The organism is Sphingomonas tabacisoli (assembly GCF_042678385.1).
Classification (GTDB): Bacteria; Pseudomonadota; Alphaproteobacteria; order Sphingomonadales; family Sphingomonadaceae; genus Sphingomonas_B; species Sphingomonas_B tabacisoli.
In genome coordinates this window covers 1,987,068-2,002,659 of the sequence record NZ_JBHUDY010000001.1, presented here as the reverse complement: position 1 = coordinate 2,002,659, position 15,592 = coordinate 1,987,068, and the positions used below count along the sequence as shown (strand labels likewise).

Here is a 15,592-nt window from a genome sequence, read left to right as displayed (position 1 = left end):
ATGCCGATGGCGGCCGAAGATATTGAAGGCCTGATCCGGCAGTCGATTCCGGACGCCCAGGTGCAGATCACCGATCTGGCCGGCGACGGCGACCATTATGCCGCTCGCGTGGTGGCCGAGAGTTTCCGCGGCATCTCGCGTGTCGAGCGCACCCGCCGCGTCTATGCCGCATTGGGCGGCCGCATGGGGGGCGAGCTGCACGCCTTGCAGCTGACCACCGACGTCCCCGCAGGAGCTTGAACCGACATGACCGACGAATCCCAGGCCCGCATTCAGGAGCTCGTTTCCTCCAACGACGTGCTGCTGTTCATGAAGGGCACGCCGCTGTTTCCGCAATGCGGCTTTTCGAGCCGCGCGATCGCCATCCTCGACCGGATCGGCGTCGATTATGAAAGCGTCGACGTGCTGCAGGACCAGGGCATCCGCCAGGGCATCAAGACGTTCAGCGACTGGCCGACGATTCCCCAGCTTTACGTGAAGGGCGAATTCGTCGGCGGATCGGACATCATGATGGAGATGTACGAGAGCGGCGAGCTGGCCGAGCTGATGGCCGACAAGGGCGTCGCGAAGGTCGGTTAGGAACCGCGCGCCTATCGCCGGGTTCCGCATGGCGATGGGCAAGAAAGCCAAAGCGAAGAGCTGGCCGCGGGTCGCGGCGCTGCTGGACAACGAAATGGTTCAACAGGCGCTCGCCGAACTGGCGGCCGCCGCGATCGTCTTTCTTGCCGCCGCGCTCCGCAACAGCCCGACCGTGCGCCGCAAAACGGCCGAGCTGAAGGATAAGGGACAGGAAAAGCTCGGCGAGCTTACGACTAGCTGAGCGGGCGCATGCGGGTTGGCAAATCCGGCGCGGATGTCCATGCGGATCAAATGGCGGATCAGGAAAGCGCTGGAGCGGGAACGGCGGCATCGCCGCTCTCGATTCCCATTTTCCGCGCCGTATGGGTCTCGAGCCTGGTTTCCAATTTCGGCGGCCTGATCCAGTCGGTCGGCGCGGCGTGGCTGATGATCGCGCTGGGCGCGTCGCCGCAGATCATCGCGCTGGTTTCGGCCTCGACCACGCTGCCGATCATGCTGCTGTCGCTGCCCGCGGGCGCGATCGCCGACAATCTGGATCGCAGGCGAGTCATGCTGACCGCACAGATCTTCATGCTGGTCGTGTCGGCGGCGCTGTCTGTCTGCGCCTGGACGGGCGCGCTGACGCCCTGGGGGCTGCTTGCCTTCACGTTCCTGATCGGGTGCGGAACCGCGCTGAACGGCCCGGCCTGGCAAGCCTCGGTGGGCGACATGGTGCCGCGATCGGCACTGCCGGGAGCGGTCACGCTCAACAGCATGGCTTTCAACATCGCGCGAAGCGTCGGCCCGGCGGTCGGTGGTGCGATCGTCGCGGCGGCGGGCGCGGCGGCGGCGTTCTTCGCCAATGCCGTCAGCTATCTGGGGCTGATCGTTGTCCTCGCCCGCTGGCGGCCCGAGCTGCCTTCCCAAACGTTGCCGCCCGAGCCGGTCGGAACCGCCATGTCGGCCGGCGTGCGCTATGTCGCGATGTCGCCTGTCTTGCGCATCGTGCTGGCTCGCGCGCTGGTGTTCGGCGTCGCGGCGAGTGCAGTCCCGGCGCTGATGCCGCTGGTCGCGCGCGACCTGGTTGCCGGGGGACCGCTGACCTACGGTGTGCTGCTCGGCGGTTTCGGCGTGGGCGCGATCGCTGGCGCCCTCGGAAGTGCACGCCTGCGCAATCGCATGCGGCCCGAAGCCGTCGTGCGTGCGGCGATCGCCGCGCTGTCGGCAGGCGCGATGATCGTCGCGCTCAGCCGGGCGCTGCCGATCACTATCGCCGGGTTGCTGCTGGCAGGCGGCGGTTGGGTGCTCGCACTTTCCACCTTCAACGTGTCGGTGCAGCTTTCGACTCCGCGCTGGGTCGTGGCGCGCGCGCTCGCCCTTTACCAGATGGCGGCGTTCGGGGGGATGGCGGGCGGAAGCTGGCTGTTCGGCCTGATCGCGGAAACGCGGGGCGCCAGCACCGCGCTGGCCTCTGCCGCCATCCTTCAACTCGTGAGCCTGGTCCTCGGCTTCCGGTTGCCTTTGCCGGCCATTGCCGATGTGGACCTTGGCCTGCGCGACTGGGCGACGCCCGAGATCAGCGTTCCCGTCGAGCCCCGCAGCGGCCCGATCGTGGTGACGATCGAATATCGCATCGCCGAAGCGGATGTACCGCATTTCCTCGCGGTCATGGACGAGCGCAAGCGCATCCGCCGCCGCGACGGCGCACGCCACTGGACGCTGCTGCGCGACCTGATGGATGCGGAGCTGTGGATCGAGCGTTATCACGTCGCCACCTGGCTGGATTATGTGCGCCACAATCAGCGCCGCACGCACGCGGACGACGAGAATTCGCGGCAGCTCGGCGCGCTGTTGGGAGGCGGCTCGCCCGTCGTGCATCGCCGCATCGAACGCCAGACGCGCGCCAATCCCGAGTCGGGCGTGCGCGCGACAACGCAGCTTACCGATCCATTGACCGATCCGAATCGGTCAAGCTGAGAAATCAGATGGGTTGGTAAGCTGCTGCAGCGACCTTCAACGCCCGCCACACCTCATACGATATATTAAATCATTTGCGCGAAAACGTTTGTGCCTTAAGTATCTCGGGCGATTGGAGAATGCGGCGTACCGGGGGTGGTTGCGCCATCGAACAGGGTGGGGGACATGTTGGACGACGACGCGCTGGGCCAGATCGCCTTTCTCGCCGCGATGGCTGAACGGCGCTCATCTTCCGTTTGGGCGCGCTCGATAGACGCGATCGCGTTCGAGGCCGTTCACCCCCGGCGGGGCAACCTGCTGATGCCGACGGCATTTGCGGCGCTGTTCTGGGCGCTGACCTACGTCATCTTCACGCTGCGCGCGTTCACAATCATGACCGACGCGCCATTGTGGTCGGGCATTCGGTTCACAGCGACGGGCATCGGCGCGCTGCTCGTGGGGCTGATCCTGGCGCAAATCGACGAAGATACTTTCGCGCGCAAAGTCACGGTTACAAGGATCGTGTTCGCCGCCATCTGCGCGTCGGTGATCGTCTGGACGGCGCGCAATCTCTATGCGGCCGTGGCGCCGGAGCCGATCTCCTCCGTTGCCGACAATACGCGCTGGGCCATGTTCTGGGCGGGCTATTGCGTGTCTTTCCTGTCGCTTTACCTGCTCTACCTGGTGAAGCACCGCCAGGCATCGCAGATGCGAGAGGCGGCCATACCTGCTCCGGTAGTGACGGCGCGGGAAGCCGTTTTGTCTCGTCTTCTCGATGCCTTTGCCGAGGAGCTGGAGGAGCGGGGCGGGGAAGTCGACAAGAACTTTCTCGACCGCTTGGAGCGAAATCTGCCGCTTGAGCTGGTCTGCCCTCATGGCGTGACGCGGGACGAGCTGAACCGGTCTGCGAGCGAAATCTTCGGCCGGCTGCATCGCAAACATCCGTCGCATATCTCCGATTACGGGCGAATGGGGATGATTTCCAACCGTCCGTGATGCAGTCATTCATTGACTGTTCAGCAAAACGATGACACCTGTAATCGTAATAACGATCAGGGACCGGGGATATGGCTGAACGGATCAGCGAAGCCGAGCACGCCGTGATGGAAGTGCTCTGGGAACAACAGCCCCTCACAGCCGCCGAGGTCGCCGAGCGCGCCGGCCCGAAGCGCGGCTGGAGCGTCCACACCGTAAAGACCTTGCTGTCGCGGCTGCTGGCCAAGGGTGCGATCGCGCATGAGGCGGAGGGACGACGTTTCCTTTATCGGCCGGCGATCGAGCGCGAAGCCTATGTCGGGCGCGAATCGGAGAAGCTGGTCGACCGGCTATTTGGTGGGCGCGTGACGCCGCTGATCGCGCATCTCGCCGAACGCCGCTCGCTCTCCGCCGACGACATCGCCGAACTGGAGGCGCTGCTCAAGGAGCTGAAGCCATGATCGGCTGGGCCATCGAGACGCTGATCGCCAGCACTTTGCTGATGCTGGCGGTCCTGGCCATCCGCGGCCCGGTGTCCCGCCATTTCGGGCCGCACATCGCCTATGGGCTGTGGCTGCTGCCGGCGCTTCGCATGCTGCTGCCGCCCTTGCCCCAGACCGTGGTGCCGGCGCCGATTCACAAGCTTCCCGCCAATGTCGAGGCGCTGCTCGCCGCCGCGGCGGCGTTCCGCACCGAAGCAGTCGATCCGGTCGCCGCGTCGCCGATCGACTGGCCGCTGCTGATCGCCTGCCTGTGGGGCGCCGGTGCGCTGACGTTCCTTGGCTGGCATATCTGGTCCTATCGCAGGTTCGTCCGCCGCGCGCTGGTTGAAGCGACGCAGTTGCCACGCTTCGATCGCGACGGCGTCGAGGTTTGCGCAAGCCCTATGGCTCGTGGCCCATTCGCCGCCGGTATCTTTCTGAAGACGGTCGTGCTGCCCGAGGATTATCGCCGCCGCTACGAGCGGGATGAGCTTCGCCTCGCGATCGAGCACGAAGTCCAGCACCACCGCCGCTGCGACATGTCCGCCAACTTCGCCGCCCTCGTCGTGCTGGCGCTGCACTGGTGGAACCCGATTGCGCACTTCGCGCACCGCGCTTTCCGCGTCGACCAGGAACTGGCTTGCGACGCGGTCGTGCTGGCGCGCGCCACGCCTGACGAGCGCCATGCCTATGGTTCGGCGCTGTTGAAATCCGCCTGCGACCGCTTGCCGGTGGCCGCTTGCGCTCTTGGGGCCGGGGATGACCTCAAGAGGAGACTGAAGATGATGCGTGTGTATCGCTGGAACGAACGCCGGGCGCGTGTCGGCAGCATGATCGCGGCCGGCCTGGTCGGCGGCGGCCTGATGCTGACGGCCTCGAACGGGATCGCCGCCGAGACCAGCAAGAAAGTGGAACTGCAGGTCCGCACCGCGCTGGCGCCGGTGGTGCCGGCCGTGGCTCCGACAGCGCCAGCACCGGTTGCCGTGGCGCCGGTCGCGCCCAAGGCGCCGGCGTCTCCGCATGCCGCGCCGGCTCCGGGAGCGCCGTTGCCGCCACCGTCGGTTGCCGCACCGGTTGCGCCGGTGGCTCCCGTCGCCCCGGTCGCGGGGCTGTTCACGGTGAGCTGGTCGCAGGATCAGGACGACGCATTCGTCGACACCGCCGCGATCAATCGCGAAGTTCAGCAATCCGTGCGCGAAGCACAGCGCGAGGCGATGGAAGCAGCGCGCGATGCCCAGCGCGACGCGATGGAAGCGGCCCGCGACGCCCAGCGGGATGCGATGGAAGCTGCGGCCGAAGCGCGGGCTTCGGCGCGGGAGGCGGTGCGGGTGCACCCCGCCGTCATCAACCGAAGCTGTCCCAATACGAAGACCATCGCTATTCACTCAGACGACGGCGGAAACGCCGTCGTTCGCTGTGGGGCCATGTCGCCTGCGGAGCGCGCGAAGATGCGCAAGCAGTTGATCGCCTCGCTGGAGCAGGCGCGGAGCTCGGTCGCCGCTTCGCTGAACGACGATTGGGCGCGCCGTGCCCGCGAGCAGGCGCTCGCAAGCATCGACCGCGAGATCGCGCGACTCAAGACCGAGAAATAGTTTCTTGCCTTGGGGCGGGGGCGGCTTCATCGCTCCCGCCCATGAGCACGCTGCCTACGGGACAAGTCGTCGAACTGGAGCCGCTGGTCCGCCGCGTGCTGGCGGCCAACCCGGGGCCGTTCACCTACACCGGCACGCAGACCTATATCGTCGGCCGCGGCGAAGTTGCGGTGATCGATCCCGGGCCGGACGAGCCCGCCCATATCGAAGCGCTGATCGCGGCCGTCCGCGACGAGACGGTCGTCGCAATCCTGTGCACCCACACCCACCGCGACCATAGCCCCGCCGCGCCGGCATTGAAGGCGGCAACGGGCGCGCCGGTGATCGGCTGCGCGCCTCTGGTGCTGGAGGATCTGGGGCCCCGGGCCGATGCCTCGTTCGACGACACCTACGCGCCGGATCGCGTGTTGAGCGACGGCGAACAGGTCTCCGCCCCCGGCTGGACGCTGGAGGCGGTCGCGACCCCCGGCCACACCTCCAACCATCTCTGCTTCGCGCTGAACGAAAGCGGCGCGTTGTTCACCGGCGATCATGTTATGGGCTGGTCGACGACCGTGGTGTCGCCTCCCGACGGCGACATGGCCGCCTATATGGCGAGCCTCGATCGGCTGATGCAGCGCAGCGATCGCATCTATTATCCCGCGCATGGCGATCCGATCGAGAACCCGCAGCGCTTCGTCCGCGGGCTGGCCGGCCATCGCAAGCAGCGCGAGGGGCAGATCCTGCGGCTGCTGAAGGAAGATGTCGGCGCGATCCCGGCCATGGTCGAGCGCATGTATGTGGGGATCGACCCGCGCCTGCACGGCGCGGCGGGGCGCTCGGTGCTCGCGCATCTGATCGATCTGCGCGACCGGGGCATCGCGCGGCAGCAAGGCGAGAACTGGAGCCTCGCGGCTTGACGCGCGAACTCCGCAGCGCGCTGATCGGCGGCGCCGTTGCGCTTGCCCTGCTGATCGGCGGATTCTTCGTGCTGCGCAGCTACCTCGTCTCGAAATTCGCGCCCGATCCCGAGACGATCGTCTCGTCGACACTCGAAGGCATGCGCGAGCAGAACCGCTTGACGACCTTCGTCGCCAGCTATGTCGCGGTGGTGACGTCCGAGCAGAGCCGGCTGGGGCTGACCGCGCGCAAGACGCTGATCATGCCGGGCACGGTCCGCTATGAGGTCGATCTCGGGAAGCTGGGCCCGCAGAATCTGAGCTGGGATGCCGCGGCCAGGGAACTCACCGTCACATTGCCGTCGATCGAGATCGCGGGTCCGCAAGTCGATCTGAACGCCGTGCGCGAATATGACGGCGGCGGCCTGCTGATGCGCCTGACCAATGCCGGCGATCAGCTGGATGCGGCCAACAGAAAGGCGGCGCAGGCCGAGCTGCTCCGCCAGGCGCAGGCGCCGACCCCAATGCAGATCGCGCGGGAGGCGACGCGCCGCGCCGTCGAGCGCAATTTCGCCTTGCCGCTCCGCGCCGCCGGCCTCGATGCCCGCGTCGTCGTGCGCTTTCCGGAGGAAGGGCGGTCGCCGGAGCAAATGGATCGATCGACGCCGATGAACGAGGTGGTCGGCAACCGCTAAGGTGGGTGGATTTGCAGTAAAGCTCTTCCCATCTCCGTTCAGCCTGAGCTTGTCGAAGGCCTGCTTTTCTCTTTCTCATGCGTTGAAGAAAGGGCAGGGCTTCGACAAGCTCAGCCCGAACGGAGTTTAAAGCGAGAATGGACGCACGCAGCGGCATTGGCGGGACGCTCGCCGGCCTCGATCTCAGGGCCGAAATCGACCGGCTACGCAAGGAGCGCAACGCGGTCATCCTTGCGCATTATTACCAGAAGCCGGAACTGCAGGACTTGGCCGATTTCGTTGGCGACAGCCTGGAACTGAGCCGCAAGGCGCAGGAGACGAACGCCGACGTGATCGCCTTTTGTGGCGTGCGTTTCATGGCCGAGACGGCGAAAATCCTGTCGCCCGAGAAGATCGTCGTGCTGCCCGACATGGACGCGGGCTGCAGCCTCGAGGATAGCTGCCCGCCCGAGCGGTTCGCCGCTTTCCGCGCCGAGCACCCCGATCACATCGCGCTGACCTACATCAACTGCTCGGCGGCAGTGAAAGCCCTGAGCGACGTGATCGTCACGTCGTCGTCCGCCGAAAAAATCCTGATGCAGATACCGAAAGAGCAGAAGATCATCTTCGGGCCGGACCGGAATCTCGGCGGATATCTGGCGCGCAAGACCGGGCGCGAGCTGCTGCTGTGGCCGGGCGTGTGCATCGTCCACGAAGCGTTTTCGGAAACCGAGCTGCTGAAGCTGAAGGCCCAGCATCCGGATGCGCCGATCGCGGCGCACCCCGAATGCCCGCCGCATCTGCTCGACCACGCCGACTATGTCGGCTCGACCAGTGCGATTCTCGAATTCGCCAAGAAGACCGATGCCGACACGGTGATCGTCGCGACCGAGCCGCACATCATCCACCAGATGCAGAAGGCGGTGCCGGACAAGAATTTCATCGGCGCGCCCGGCGCGGACGGAAACTGCAACTGCAACATCTGCCCCTACATGGCGCTTAACACGATGGAGAAGCTCTACGTCGCGCTCCGCGACCTGGAGCCGCGCATCGAACTGGATGAAGACCTTCGCCTGAAGGCGAAGACTAGCCTCGACCGCATGCTGGCGATGGCGAGCGGCACGGTTGGGCTGGGCGATCTTGGCCCGGTGCGCGTGACCGGTGACTAGGGGCGCAATCGAAGGCTTCGACCTTCAGGCATTCATCGAGTCCACCCTGGGTGAAGACCTGGGCGAGGCGGGCGACATCACGTCGGATGCCGTCATACCCGCCGATTTGCGCTTCGAAGGCGTGATGGACAGTCGGGACGCGATCACGGTCGCGGGCCTGCCGATCGCCGCCGCATTCTTTCGCGAGCTCGATCCGGACGTCCAAATCGAGATGCTGGCAGAGGATGGCCAGCAGGTCGCGGCCGGAACCGACCTGATGCGTCTGCGGGGCAAGGCGCGGGCGATGCTCACCGCGGAGCGGTCGGCGCTCAACACCGTTCAGCATCTGTCGGGGATCGCGACGCTAACCCGGCGCTATGTGGATGCGATCGCCGGCACCGGCGCGACTTTGCTCGACACGCGCAAGACCATTCCCGGCCTGCGCCTGCTCGAGAAATACGCGACGCGGATGGGCGGCGCGCGCAATCACCGCATGGGGCTGTGGGATGCGGCGATGATCAAGGACAATCATGTCGCGGTCGCCGGCGGCGTCGGCGAGGCGGTACGACGCGCGAAGGACGCGGGCATCGCCGAGATCATCGTCGAGGTCGATCGTGTCGATCAGATCGAGCCGGCTTTGACCGCGGGCGCTACGCGGCTGCTCCTCGACAATATGGACCCGCCGGTATTGCGCGGCGCGGTCACTCTGATTGGCGGCAGGGTGCCGACCGAAGCATCGGGCGGCGTGCGGCTGGAGACGATCCGGGCAACCGCCGAGACGGGCGTCGACTTCATTTCGGTCGGCCGGATCACGCAAAGCGCGCCGGCGGCCGACATCGGACTGGATTTCGTGAGCTTATGATCAGGTTGATACTTGCAGCCGCGCTGATGCTTGGGCCGAGCTTCGCCGAGAAGACTGGCACGGCGCGGCCCAAACTTGCTACGCCGCCGGCCATGGAAGGCTGCGACGCCGAGGATTTGCAGAAGCTGGTCGGCCAGGCATTCACCGACGCCACGGCCGATCAAGCGCGTGAGGCAAGCGGCGCGGCGGTCGTGCGCGTGGTCCGGCCGGGCCAGATGGTGACGATGGACATCCGGGCCGACCGGCTGACAATCGCGCTCGACCAGGCCGGAAAGATCGTCAGCGTCCGCTGCGGCTGACGCCTCCGTCGAGCGTGACCGTCGCCGGATGGTGCCGGTCGAGATGGCGCTTGATGATGCGCAGGTTGCGAGTGTTCGACTTGAAGAAGAAGTCGGGAATCGCGCCGACCCAGGGGATCGCGCCCAGCAGCGTGTCGAAGCCGACATTGCCGAGCATCCGCGTCATCTGCCATTTCGACATGCCGAGGTTGCGCGCTTCCCAGATCATCCACGCGCCAAGCGCGCCGGCGGCGACGCTGCCGACACCCGGAATGATGTCGAGAATCACGTCGAGACCGAGCTGACGCTTGGTGCCCGGAATGGTCACCAGCCGCTCGAGCAGACCTTCCATCGCTTCCACGCGGCGGCGGACGCCTTGCGGGTCCTTGAGCGCGGGCAGGCTGCGCGCAAGATCCTGAGCGCGGCGGAAATTCGTGGCCATCGGCATCTCCTTCACGACACTTAACGTGGGGAGTGCAAAGCGGTTTCGCTAGCGGCGGCTGCGAACGAGGTGCGTCAGCGGGTGCCAGGCCCGCGGATTCTCGCGGAATTGGTTTAGGCGCGGAGAGACCAGCGACCAGCGCAGGGGGCGGGCGAGCGGCACGTAGAGACCGGAATTGGCGAGCAACCGGTCGGCCGTAGCGAGCTGGACGCCGCGCTCCAGCAGGGACTGCGCGTTGCGGGCGCGCTGCAGCGCGTCCATCGCTTCGTCCGAGCAGGCGTCAGCGGACGGGCAAGCGAGCGTTTCGAGATACCAGAGCGCGCTGCCGGCGGGTGCGACCGCGTCGACCAGCCGCAGGTCGGCCGCTTCGGCGGAGGAACGGGTCGTCTCGATCCCGATCCGCCGCCAATCGGCCGCAAGCCGGCCGTAGAGCAACGTGCTGCCCGGTCCCGGCGGCAGATAGAGGCGGACTTGAAGCGGCTCGGGGTGGTTCGAACGCCAGGCGGCGACGCGCCGCTGCGCCTCTGCGACGCGGCCATTGATGTCGTACACGGCCCAGGGCGGGTAGGCGGGATCGGCGGCGGAGCGATAGCGTTGCGGCAGGATCGGCAGCACGCCTTGCCAGCCGGGCGCCTTGAACGCGTTCAGCAGGGCATCCCGGTCGATCACCATGCCGAGCAGTTGCCGCATCTCGGGCTCGCCAAGCCAGCCTTGGCTCTCGACTACCGACAGCCCGAACAGGCCCTCGGCTGGATCGAGACGGATCGTCCGCTCCTGCGGCCTGGCGGTCTGGACCAGCGGCCAGTCCAGATAGGTGCCGCCGAGCACGAGGTCGCTGTCGCCGCCGATGAACCGCGCCACTGCCTTTGCGCTGCGCTCGCCCGTCAGCCGGATTTCGGGAAGGGGGATGTCGCGCGAGCCTTCGGCGGGCTTGGTCCGCGGCGCCAACGACACGGTGTCGCCGTGGCGGCTGCGGACGAGATACGGCCCGCTCGCCAGCATTGCGCGCGACAATATGCTTGCCTCGGGCTGGGCGAGCAGTTCCAACAGCGGCGGCCGGGGCGTGCTCAGGCGGAATTCGATCACGTCGGGGGTGGTCGGATTGATCTCCTCGATCGAGTCGAACGCATCGCGCAGGGTGTTGCGGCTGACCGGGGCAATGATCGCGCGCGCCCGCCGTGCGACTTCCTCGGACGTCACAGCTTTGCCGTTCGGCCACTCGGCGTTGCGCAGACGAAAGATCGTGCTGAGCCCATCGCTGGTCACGATCCACCGCTGCGCCAGCGCTGGGCCGATCTGCCCTTCCTCGTCATAGGCGACCAGCGTTTCCGCGACCGCGCCCAGCAGCACGCGTTGCGGCGTGTCGAGCGGCTTGCGGTTGGGGTCGGCCAGAAGGGGCGGCCCGCCGATCGCGCTGACCTGGATCGGACCTTCGTCTTCGGCGCGCCCGCAGGCGGTCAGCAGCAGCAAGGGGAGCAGCCAGCGGGTCATGCCCAAGCTGTATGGCGGTCCCGCGCCGTCGCCAAGCTTTGCCTTAATGCGTCCTTTACCGGTGTCGCCTAAGTCCTTGCAAATGGCTCTTACTGCGCACGATGGGGGCAACGCCGCGCCCACCGGTCCTGACCGGCTGCTCGCCGAAGCAGCACAGGTCGCGCGTCAGGCCGATGCGCGGCTGACGGCGGCGCTCAACGACCTGTTCCTGCCCGATTTCGTCAGGCCCACCGACAGCCAGCGGGCGGCGATGGCGAACATGCTCGATTCGCTGGTCACGGAAATCGATCGCGAGCTACGCGCTGGGCTGATCGCGCGGTTCGGCGACGCTGCCCCGCCCGTTCTTGGCGTGGCGCGCATCCCGATCATTCGTCCGATCTTCGATCGCGCCGGCGTGTTGCGCGACCGCGAGCTGGCAGCGCTGCTGCTGACGCGCGCCGAGGAGCATCGCATTGCCCAGGCGATCCGCCGTGTGGCGCAGATCAATCCCGAGCCGGCGCCCGTCATTCAGCTTGGCGTGACGCCGGAGCTCGAGGCCGCGCTGCAAGTCGCGGAAAATCGCCGGACGGGCAGCCACGGCGAGCCGAACGTCACGATCCGCGATCTCTCTGCCGACCTGCTGCACAAGCTGCTCTGGTGGGGGGCAGCGGCACTACGCGACTATCTGGAGCGCTCGACCACATTGGAAGCGGGTGCTCGCGATGAAGCACTGGCCTCGGTCGTTGCGACCAAGCTCGGCACACACGACGAGGGGCAGACGCTGGATGCGACGGCGATGCGCGTCGCGATCTCGATCGGCGGCGACGATGCCTTGCTGTTCGAGCTGTTCCGCGCCGGCCGTTTCAGCCTGTTCGTCGCTTTGCTCGCCGTCCGTGCGCGGATCGACTTCGCGTCCGCTTTCATGCTGGCCGCCGATCCCGGGATCGGCGCACTGGCCGTGCTGCTCCGCGCGGTGGCCGCGTCGACGCAGGTTGCCGCCCCTATTCTCCTCCAGATGGCCGCGATAAACCGTCTTTCCGAAGCCAAGCTCGAGGAGCGGGTGAACGACTTTCTGGATCTCGACGTCGCTGCCGCGCAGGACGCGGTTCGGCCCTGGCGCCTCGAGCGGGCGTTCCGGCACGCGATCGCCGATATCGGGCGGGAGCGGCGGCAGCGATGAGCAGTCTCGCGCATGGCCGCATCGACCGCGAAGGCCGGCTGATCGAAGCCGAGCCGCCGCTTCGTCGCCTGCAGGAATCGGCCGGTTCGGCGCTCGGCCAGCCGGTGGCCGTTCCGCAGATTGCGACGATGGCGCGGCTTGCGCAGCGGCTCGGCATACTCGTTTCGCGTTGTGTAATCGCGGCCGAGGGAAGCGACGATCTCGATCTCTGGGTCGAAGCCAAGCCTGACGATTATGGCGTTGCGCTTTCTGTCGGCGGTTGGGCCCGCCGGCCCTCGCGCGAAGGGGAAGACGGCGGCGAGCGCGTCTATGATTTCATGCGGTCGCGCGGCGACTGGCTTTGGGAAACCGACCCGGCGCTGAAGATCACCTCCGTAGGCGCGGAAGCCGGCGAGGCAATGATCGGGCAGCCGATCAGCCGCCTGTTCCAGTTCGTCGATTCGGGCGACCACGGCCTGCCGATCCTCGAAGCACTCGCCACGCGGGCGCGCTTCGAAGGCCAGGAAGCAGTCGTCCGCGAGACGGGTGAGCGCGTGCGGTTGAGCGGCCTGCCGCTGATTGATGGCGGCGGACGCTTTGCCGGGTATCGAGGAAGCGCCTTCCGCATCGATCCGGAGCCGGCGGCAACGGGGCCAGATGCACCGGCGCCCGATGCTTTCGGTGCGCGGCTCGAAAAGGCGTTGCGCGGTCCTTTGTCGCGCATCGTCAATCAAGCAGAGAATATCGGTGCGCAGGTCGATGGACCGATCCGCCGCGACTATGCCGAATATGCGAACGACATCGCCAGCGCGGGGCGCCACTTGCTTGGTGTGATCGGCGATCTGGTCGACCTGCAGGCGATCGAGCGGGAGGATTTCCGCCCGCGCGGCGACCGCATCGACCTGGCGGACCTTGCCCGCCGCGCGTGCGGTTTGCTGAAAGTGCGCGCAGCCGAACGCGGCATTCGCATCGATCCGCCCGCGGCCGACGAGGTTCTGCCCGCGGTCGGCGACGAAGGGCGCGTTGTCCAAATCCTGGTCAATCTGATCGGCAACGCGGTTCGCCACTCGCCGCCAGACGCGCAAATCTGGCTGCGCGCCGAGGTGGAGCAGGGCCGGGCGCTCATCGTCGTCGCCGACCAGGGTCCGGGCATCGACGGCGGCGATCACGATCGCGTGTTCGAGAAATTCACGCGGCTTGATCCAGCCGGCGATGGGACCGGCAGCGGCCTGGGCCTCTACATCGCTCGCCGCCTCGCGCGTGCGATGGGCGGCGAGATCATGCTCGACAGCGCGTCCGGCCAGGGCGCCCGCTTCACGCTGAGCCTGCCAGCCGCCTAATCCAGTTTCCGGATCGCCTCATCGATGGTGGCAACGGTCAGGCCGAACTTGCTGATATTCATGCGATTGACGGCCAGTTGTCCGCCGGTCTGCAGGTAGATCCATTGCTCCACCTTGGTGCCGTCCTTCATCGGATAGCTGAGGTGTAGGACATTGCCGCGAACGTCGCCGCTGACCGGCCCCGACGCATCGGACAAGGTGCCGGCGATGCGGCCGCCGCCGATCGGGCGCATCCGCCATTGCCGGCTCTGGATCTTCCGGTCGCCGCGACGGACCTGCTGGTCGAGCACCAGCGTGCCGTCCGGGTCCCTGTGCCCCTGACCGTCGACGCGCAGCCGCTCGGCGCTGCTGAACAGGATTTTCACCCGGCCGTCGCCCATCGTGCGGCCGTTGAAGAAAGCGACAACGTCGAAAAACGGCTCCGGCCGCGCCATTTCCGCACCGCGCTGCGCGGCCGAACAGCCGACCAGCGCAAGCGCGAGAAGGGCGAACTTAGCGCTGGCCGATCGGGACATAGTCGCGCTGGGTCGGGCCCGTGTAGAGCTGGCGCGGACGGCCGATCTTCTGGTCGGGATCGGTGATCATCTCGTTCCACTGCGCGATCCAGCCGACGGTGCGGGCCAGCGCGAACAGGGCAGTGAACATCGAGGTCGGGAAGCCGATCGCCGACAGGATCACGCCCGAATAGAAATCGACGTTCGGGAACAGCTTCTTCTCGACGAAATAGCTGTCGTTCAGTGCCATTTCCTCGAGCTGCAGCGCAACGTCGAACACCGGATCGGAGACCTTCAGCGCGGCGAACACTTCGCGCACCGTCTTCTGCATCACGGTCGCCCGCGGATCGTAGTTCTTGTAGACGCGGTGGCCGAAGCCCATCAGGCGGAACGGATCGTTCTTGTCCTTGGCGCGGGCGATATATTCGGGGATGCGCTCGGGCCGACCGATTTCGCGCAGCATGTTGAGGGCGGCTTCGTTGGCGCCGCCATGCGCCGGGCCCCACAGGCAAGCGATGCCGGCCGCGATGCACGCGAACGGATTGGCGCCCGACGAGCCCGCGAGGCGGACCGTCGAGGTCGAGGCGTTCTGCTCGTGATCGGCGTGGAGGATGAAGATGCGATCCATCGCCTTTTCGACGATCGGATTGACTTCATAAGGCTCGGCCGGGACGCCGAACGTCATCCGCAGGAAATTGCCGGCATAGCTGAGCGAGTTGTCGGGATAGAGGAACGGCTGACCGACGGCATATTTATAGGCCATCGCGGCGATCGTCGGCATCTTGGCGATCAGCCGGTGGCTGGCGATCATCCGCTGCTGGGGATCGGTGATGTCGGTCGAATCGTGATAGAAGGCGGAAAGCGCGCCGACCACGCCGCACATGACCGCCATCGGATGCGCGTCGCGCCGGAAGCCGCGATAAAAGGTCGCGAGCTGTTCGTGCAGCATGGTGTGGCGGCTGATCGTGCGAGTGAAAGTGTCGAGCTCGCCCTGGTTCGGCAGCTCGCCGTTCAGCAGCAGGTAGCAGACCTCCATGAAGCTCGACTGCTCGGCAAGCTGGCCGATCGGGTAGCCACGATGCAGCAGCACGCCTTCGTCGCCGTCGATATAGGTGATCTTGGACTCGCAGCTTCCGGTCGAGGTGAAGCCGGGGTCATATGTGAACGCGCCGGTCTGTCCGTAGAGCTTGCGGATATCGATGACGTCGGGGCCGACGGTCCCGCTCATCACGGGAAACTCGACTTCTTTCCCCCCAAGCGCCAGCTTTGCCGTGTCACCCATCG

At 66.6% G+C, this 15,592-nt stretch carries 18 protein-coding genes; 14 read left to right on the top strand and 4 right to left on the bottom strand.

The annotated features are described in order from the left end of the window. The 12 genes from ACFSCW_RS10240 to ACFSCW_RS10185 all read left to right on the top strand — a co-directional run bounded on the left by ACFSCW_RS10240 (nucleotide 1) and on the right by ACFSCW_RS10185 (nucleotide 9,424). A complete protein-coding gene (locus ACFSCW_RS10240) occupies nucleotides 1-240 on the top strand; it encodes a BolA/IbaG family iron-sulfur metabolism protein (RefSeq protein WP_380888908.1) in 240 nt (79 codons plus the stop codon). Nucleotides 241-246: 6 nt separating this feature from the next. Further along, on the top strand, nucleotides 247-579 hold the full coding sequence (gene grxD / locus ACFSCW_RS10235) for a Grx4 family monothiol glutaredoxin (protein WP_380888906.1): 333 nt from the start codon (nucleotides 247-249) through the stop codon (nucleotides 577-579). 28 nt (nucleotides 580-607) lie between these two features. Beyond that, on the top strand, nucleotides 608-820 hold the full coding sequence (locus ACFSCW_RS10230; protein WP_380888904.1) for a hypothetical protein: 213 nt from the start codon (nucleotides 608-610) through the stop codon (nucleotides 818-820). A gap of 50 nt (nucleotides 821-870) precedes the next feature. Beyond that, nucleotides 871-2,535 carry an MFS transporter gene (locus ACFSCW_RS10225; protein WP_380888902.1) on the top strand — a complete coding sequence of 555 codons (1,665 nt, stop codon included), beginning with the start codon at nucleotides 871-873 and terminating at the stop codon, nucleotides 2,533-2,535. 165 nt (nucleotides 2,536-2,700) lie between these two features. Next, nucleotides 2,701-3,510: an MFS transporter gene (locus tag ACFSCW_RS10220; RefSeq protein ID WP_380888901.1), complete on the top strand. Its 810-nt coding sequence runs from the start codon at nucleotides 2,701-2,703 to the stop codon at nucleotides 3,508-3,510. Nucleotides 3,511-3,581: 71 nt separating this feature from the next. Then, the gene (locus ACFSCW_RS10215; protein ID WP_380888899.1) at nucleotides 3,582-3,950 is read left to right on the top strand and encodes a BlaI/MecI/CopY family transcriptional regulator; all 369 of its coding nucleotides are present in this window, start codon (nucleotides 3,582-3,584) and stop codon (nucleotides 3,948-3,950) included. After that, complete coding sequence (locus tag ACFSCW_RS10210; protein WP_380888898.1) at nucleotides 3,947-5,563, top strand: M56 family metallopeptidase; 1,617 nt, start codon at nucleotides 3,947-3,949, stop codon at nucleotides 5,561-5,563. The genes ACFSCW_RS10215 and ACFSCW_RS10210 overlap by 4 nt, the downstream gene beginning before the upstream one ends. A gap of 41 nt (nucleotides 5,564-5,604) precedes the next feature. Next, complete coding sequence (locus ACFSCW_RS10205) at nucleotides 5,605-6,462, top strand: MBL fold metallo-hydrolase (RefSeq protein WP_380888896.1); 858 nt, start codon at nucleotides 5,605-5,607, stop codon at nucleotides 6,460-6,462. Then, entirely contained in the window at nucleotides 6,459-7,136 is a 678-nt protein-coding gene (locus ACFSCW_RS10200) for a DUF4230 domain-containing protein (RefSeq protein WP_380888894.1), read from the top strand. The genes ACFSCW_RS10205 and ACFSCW_RS10200 overlap by 4 nt, the downstream gene beginning before the upstream one ends. A 137-nt stretch (nucleotides 7,137-7,273) precedes the next feature. Further along, complete coding sequence (nadA, locus tag ACFSCW_RS10195) at nucleotides 7,274-8,284, top strand: quinolinate synthase NadA (RefSeq protein ID WP_380888892.1); 1,011 nt, start codon at nucleotides 7,274-7,276, stop codon at nucleotides 8,282-8,284. Beyond that, nucleotides 8,277-9,125 carry a carboxylating nicotinate-nucleotide diphosphorylase gene (nadC, locus tag ACFSCW_RS10190; protein ID WP_380888891.1) on the top strand — a complete coding sequence of 283 codons (849 nt, stop codon included), beginning with the start codon at nucleotides 8,277-8,279 and terminating at the stop codon, nucleotides 9,123-9,125. Before nadA ends, nadC begins: the two co-directional genes overlap by 8 nt. After that, nucleotides 9,122-9,424 carry an I78 family peptidase inhibitor gene (locus ACFSCW_RS10185; RefSeq protein ID WP_380888889.1) on the top strand — a complete coding sequence of 101 codons (303 nt, stop codon included), beginning with the start codon at nucleotides 9,122-9,124 and terminating at the stop codon, nucleotides 9,422-9,424. The genes nadC and ACFSCW_RS10185 overlap by 4 nt, the downstream gene beginning before the upstream one ends. Here ACFSCW_RS10185 and ACFSCW_RS10180 read toward each other — a convergent pair. Further along, a complete protein-coding gene (locus tag ACFSCW_RS10180) occupies nucleotides 9,405-9,845 on the bottom strand; it encodes a DUF4112 domain-containing protein (RefSeq protein WP_380888887.1) in 441 nt (146 codons plus the stop codon). The two genes, ACFSCW_RS10185 and ACFSCW_RS10180, sit on opposite strands and share 20 nt — an antisense overlap. 48 nt (nucleotides 9,846-9,893) lie before the next feature. Then, entirely contained in the window at nucleotides 9,894-11,336 is a 1,443-nt protein-coding gene (locus tag ACFSCW_RS10175; protein ID WP_380888885.1) for an ABC transporter substrate-binding protein, read from the bottom strand. An 82-nt stretch (nucleotides 11,337-11,418) separates the two neighbouring features. On the opposite strand from ACFSCW_RS10175, the gene ACFSCW_RS10170 reads away from it, so the two are divergent. Further along, nucleotides 11,419-12,495, top strand: a complete 1,077-nt coding sequence (locus tag ACFSCW_RS10170; protein ID WP_380888884.1) for a DUF2336 domain-containing protein — start codon at nucleotides 11,419-11,421, stop codon at nucleotides 12,493-12,495. Then, nucleotides 12,492-13,814 (top strand): sensor histidine kinase, encoded by a 1,323-nt coding sequence (locus ACFSCW_RS10165; protein WP_380888882.1) that lies wholly within the window; start codon nucleotides 12,492-12,494, stop codon nucleotides 13,812-13,814. The genes ACFSCW_RS10170 and ACFSCW_RS10165 overlap by 4 nt, the downstream gene beginning before the upstream one ends. Here the strand turns inward: ACFSCW_RS10165 and ACFSCW_RS10160 are convergent. Continuing rightward, nucleotides 13,811-14,329 carry a DUF3833 family protein gene (locus ACFSCW_RS10160; protein WP_380888881.1) on the bottom strand — a complete coding sequence of 173 codons (519 nt, stop codon included), beginning with the start codon at nucleotides 14,327-14,329 and terminating at the stop codon, nucleotides 13,811-13,813. The genes ACFSCW_RS10165 and ACFSCW_RS10160 overlap by 4 nt on opposite strands. Continuing rightward, nucleotides 14,307-15,590, bottom strand: a complete 1,284-nt coding sequence (gltA, locus tag ACFSCW_RS10155; protein ID WP_380888880.1) for a citrate synthase — start codon at nucleotides 15,588-15,590, stop codon at nucleotides 14,307-14,309. Before gltA ends, ACFSCW_RS10160 begins: the two co-directional genes overlap by 23 nt. Nucleotides 15,591-15,592: the final 2 nt, after the last annotated feature.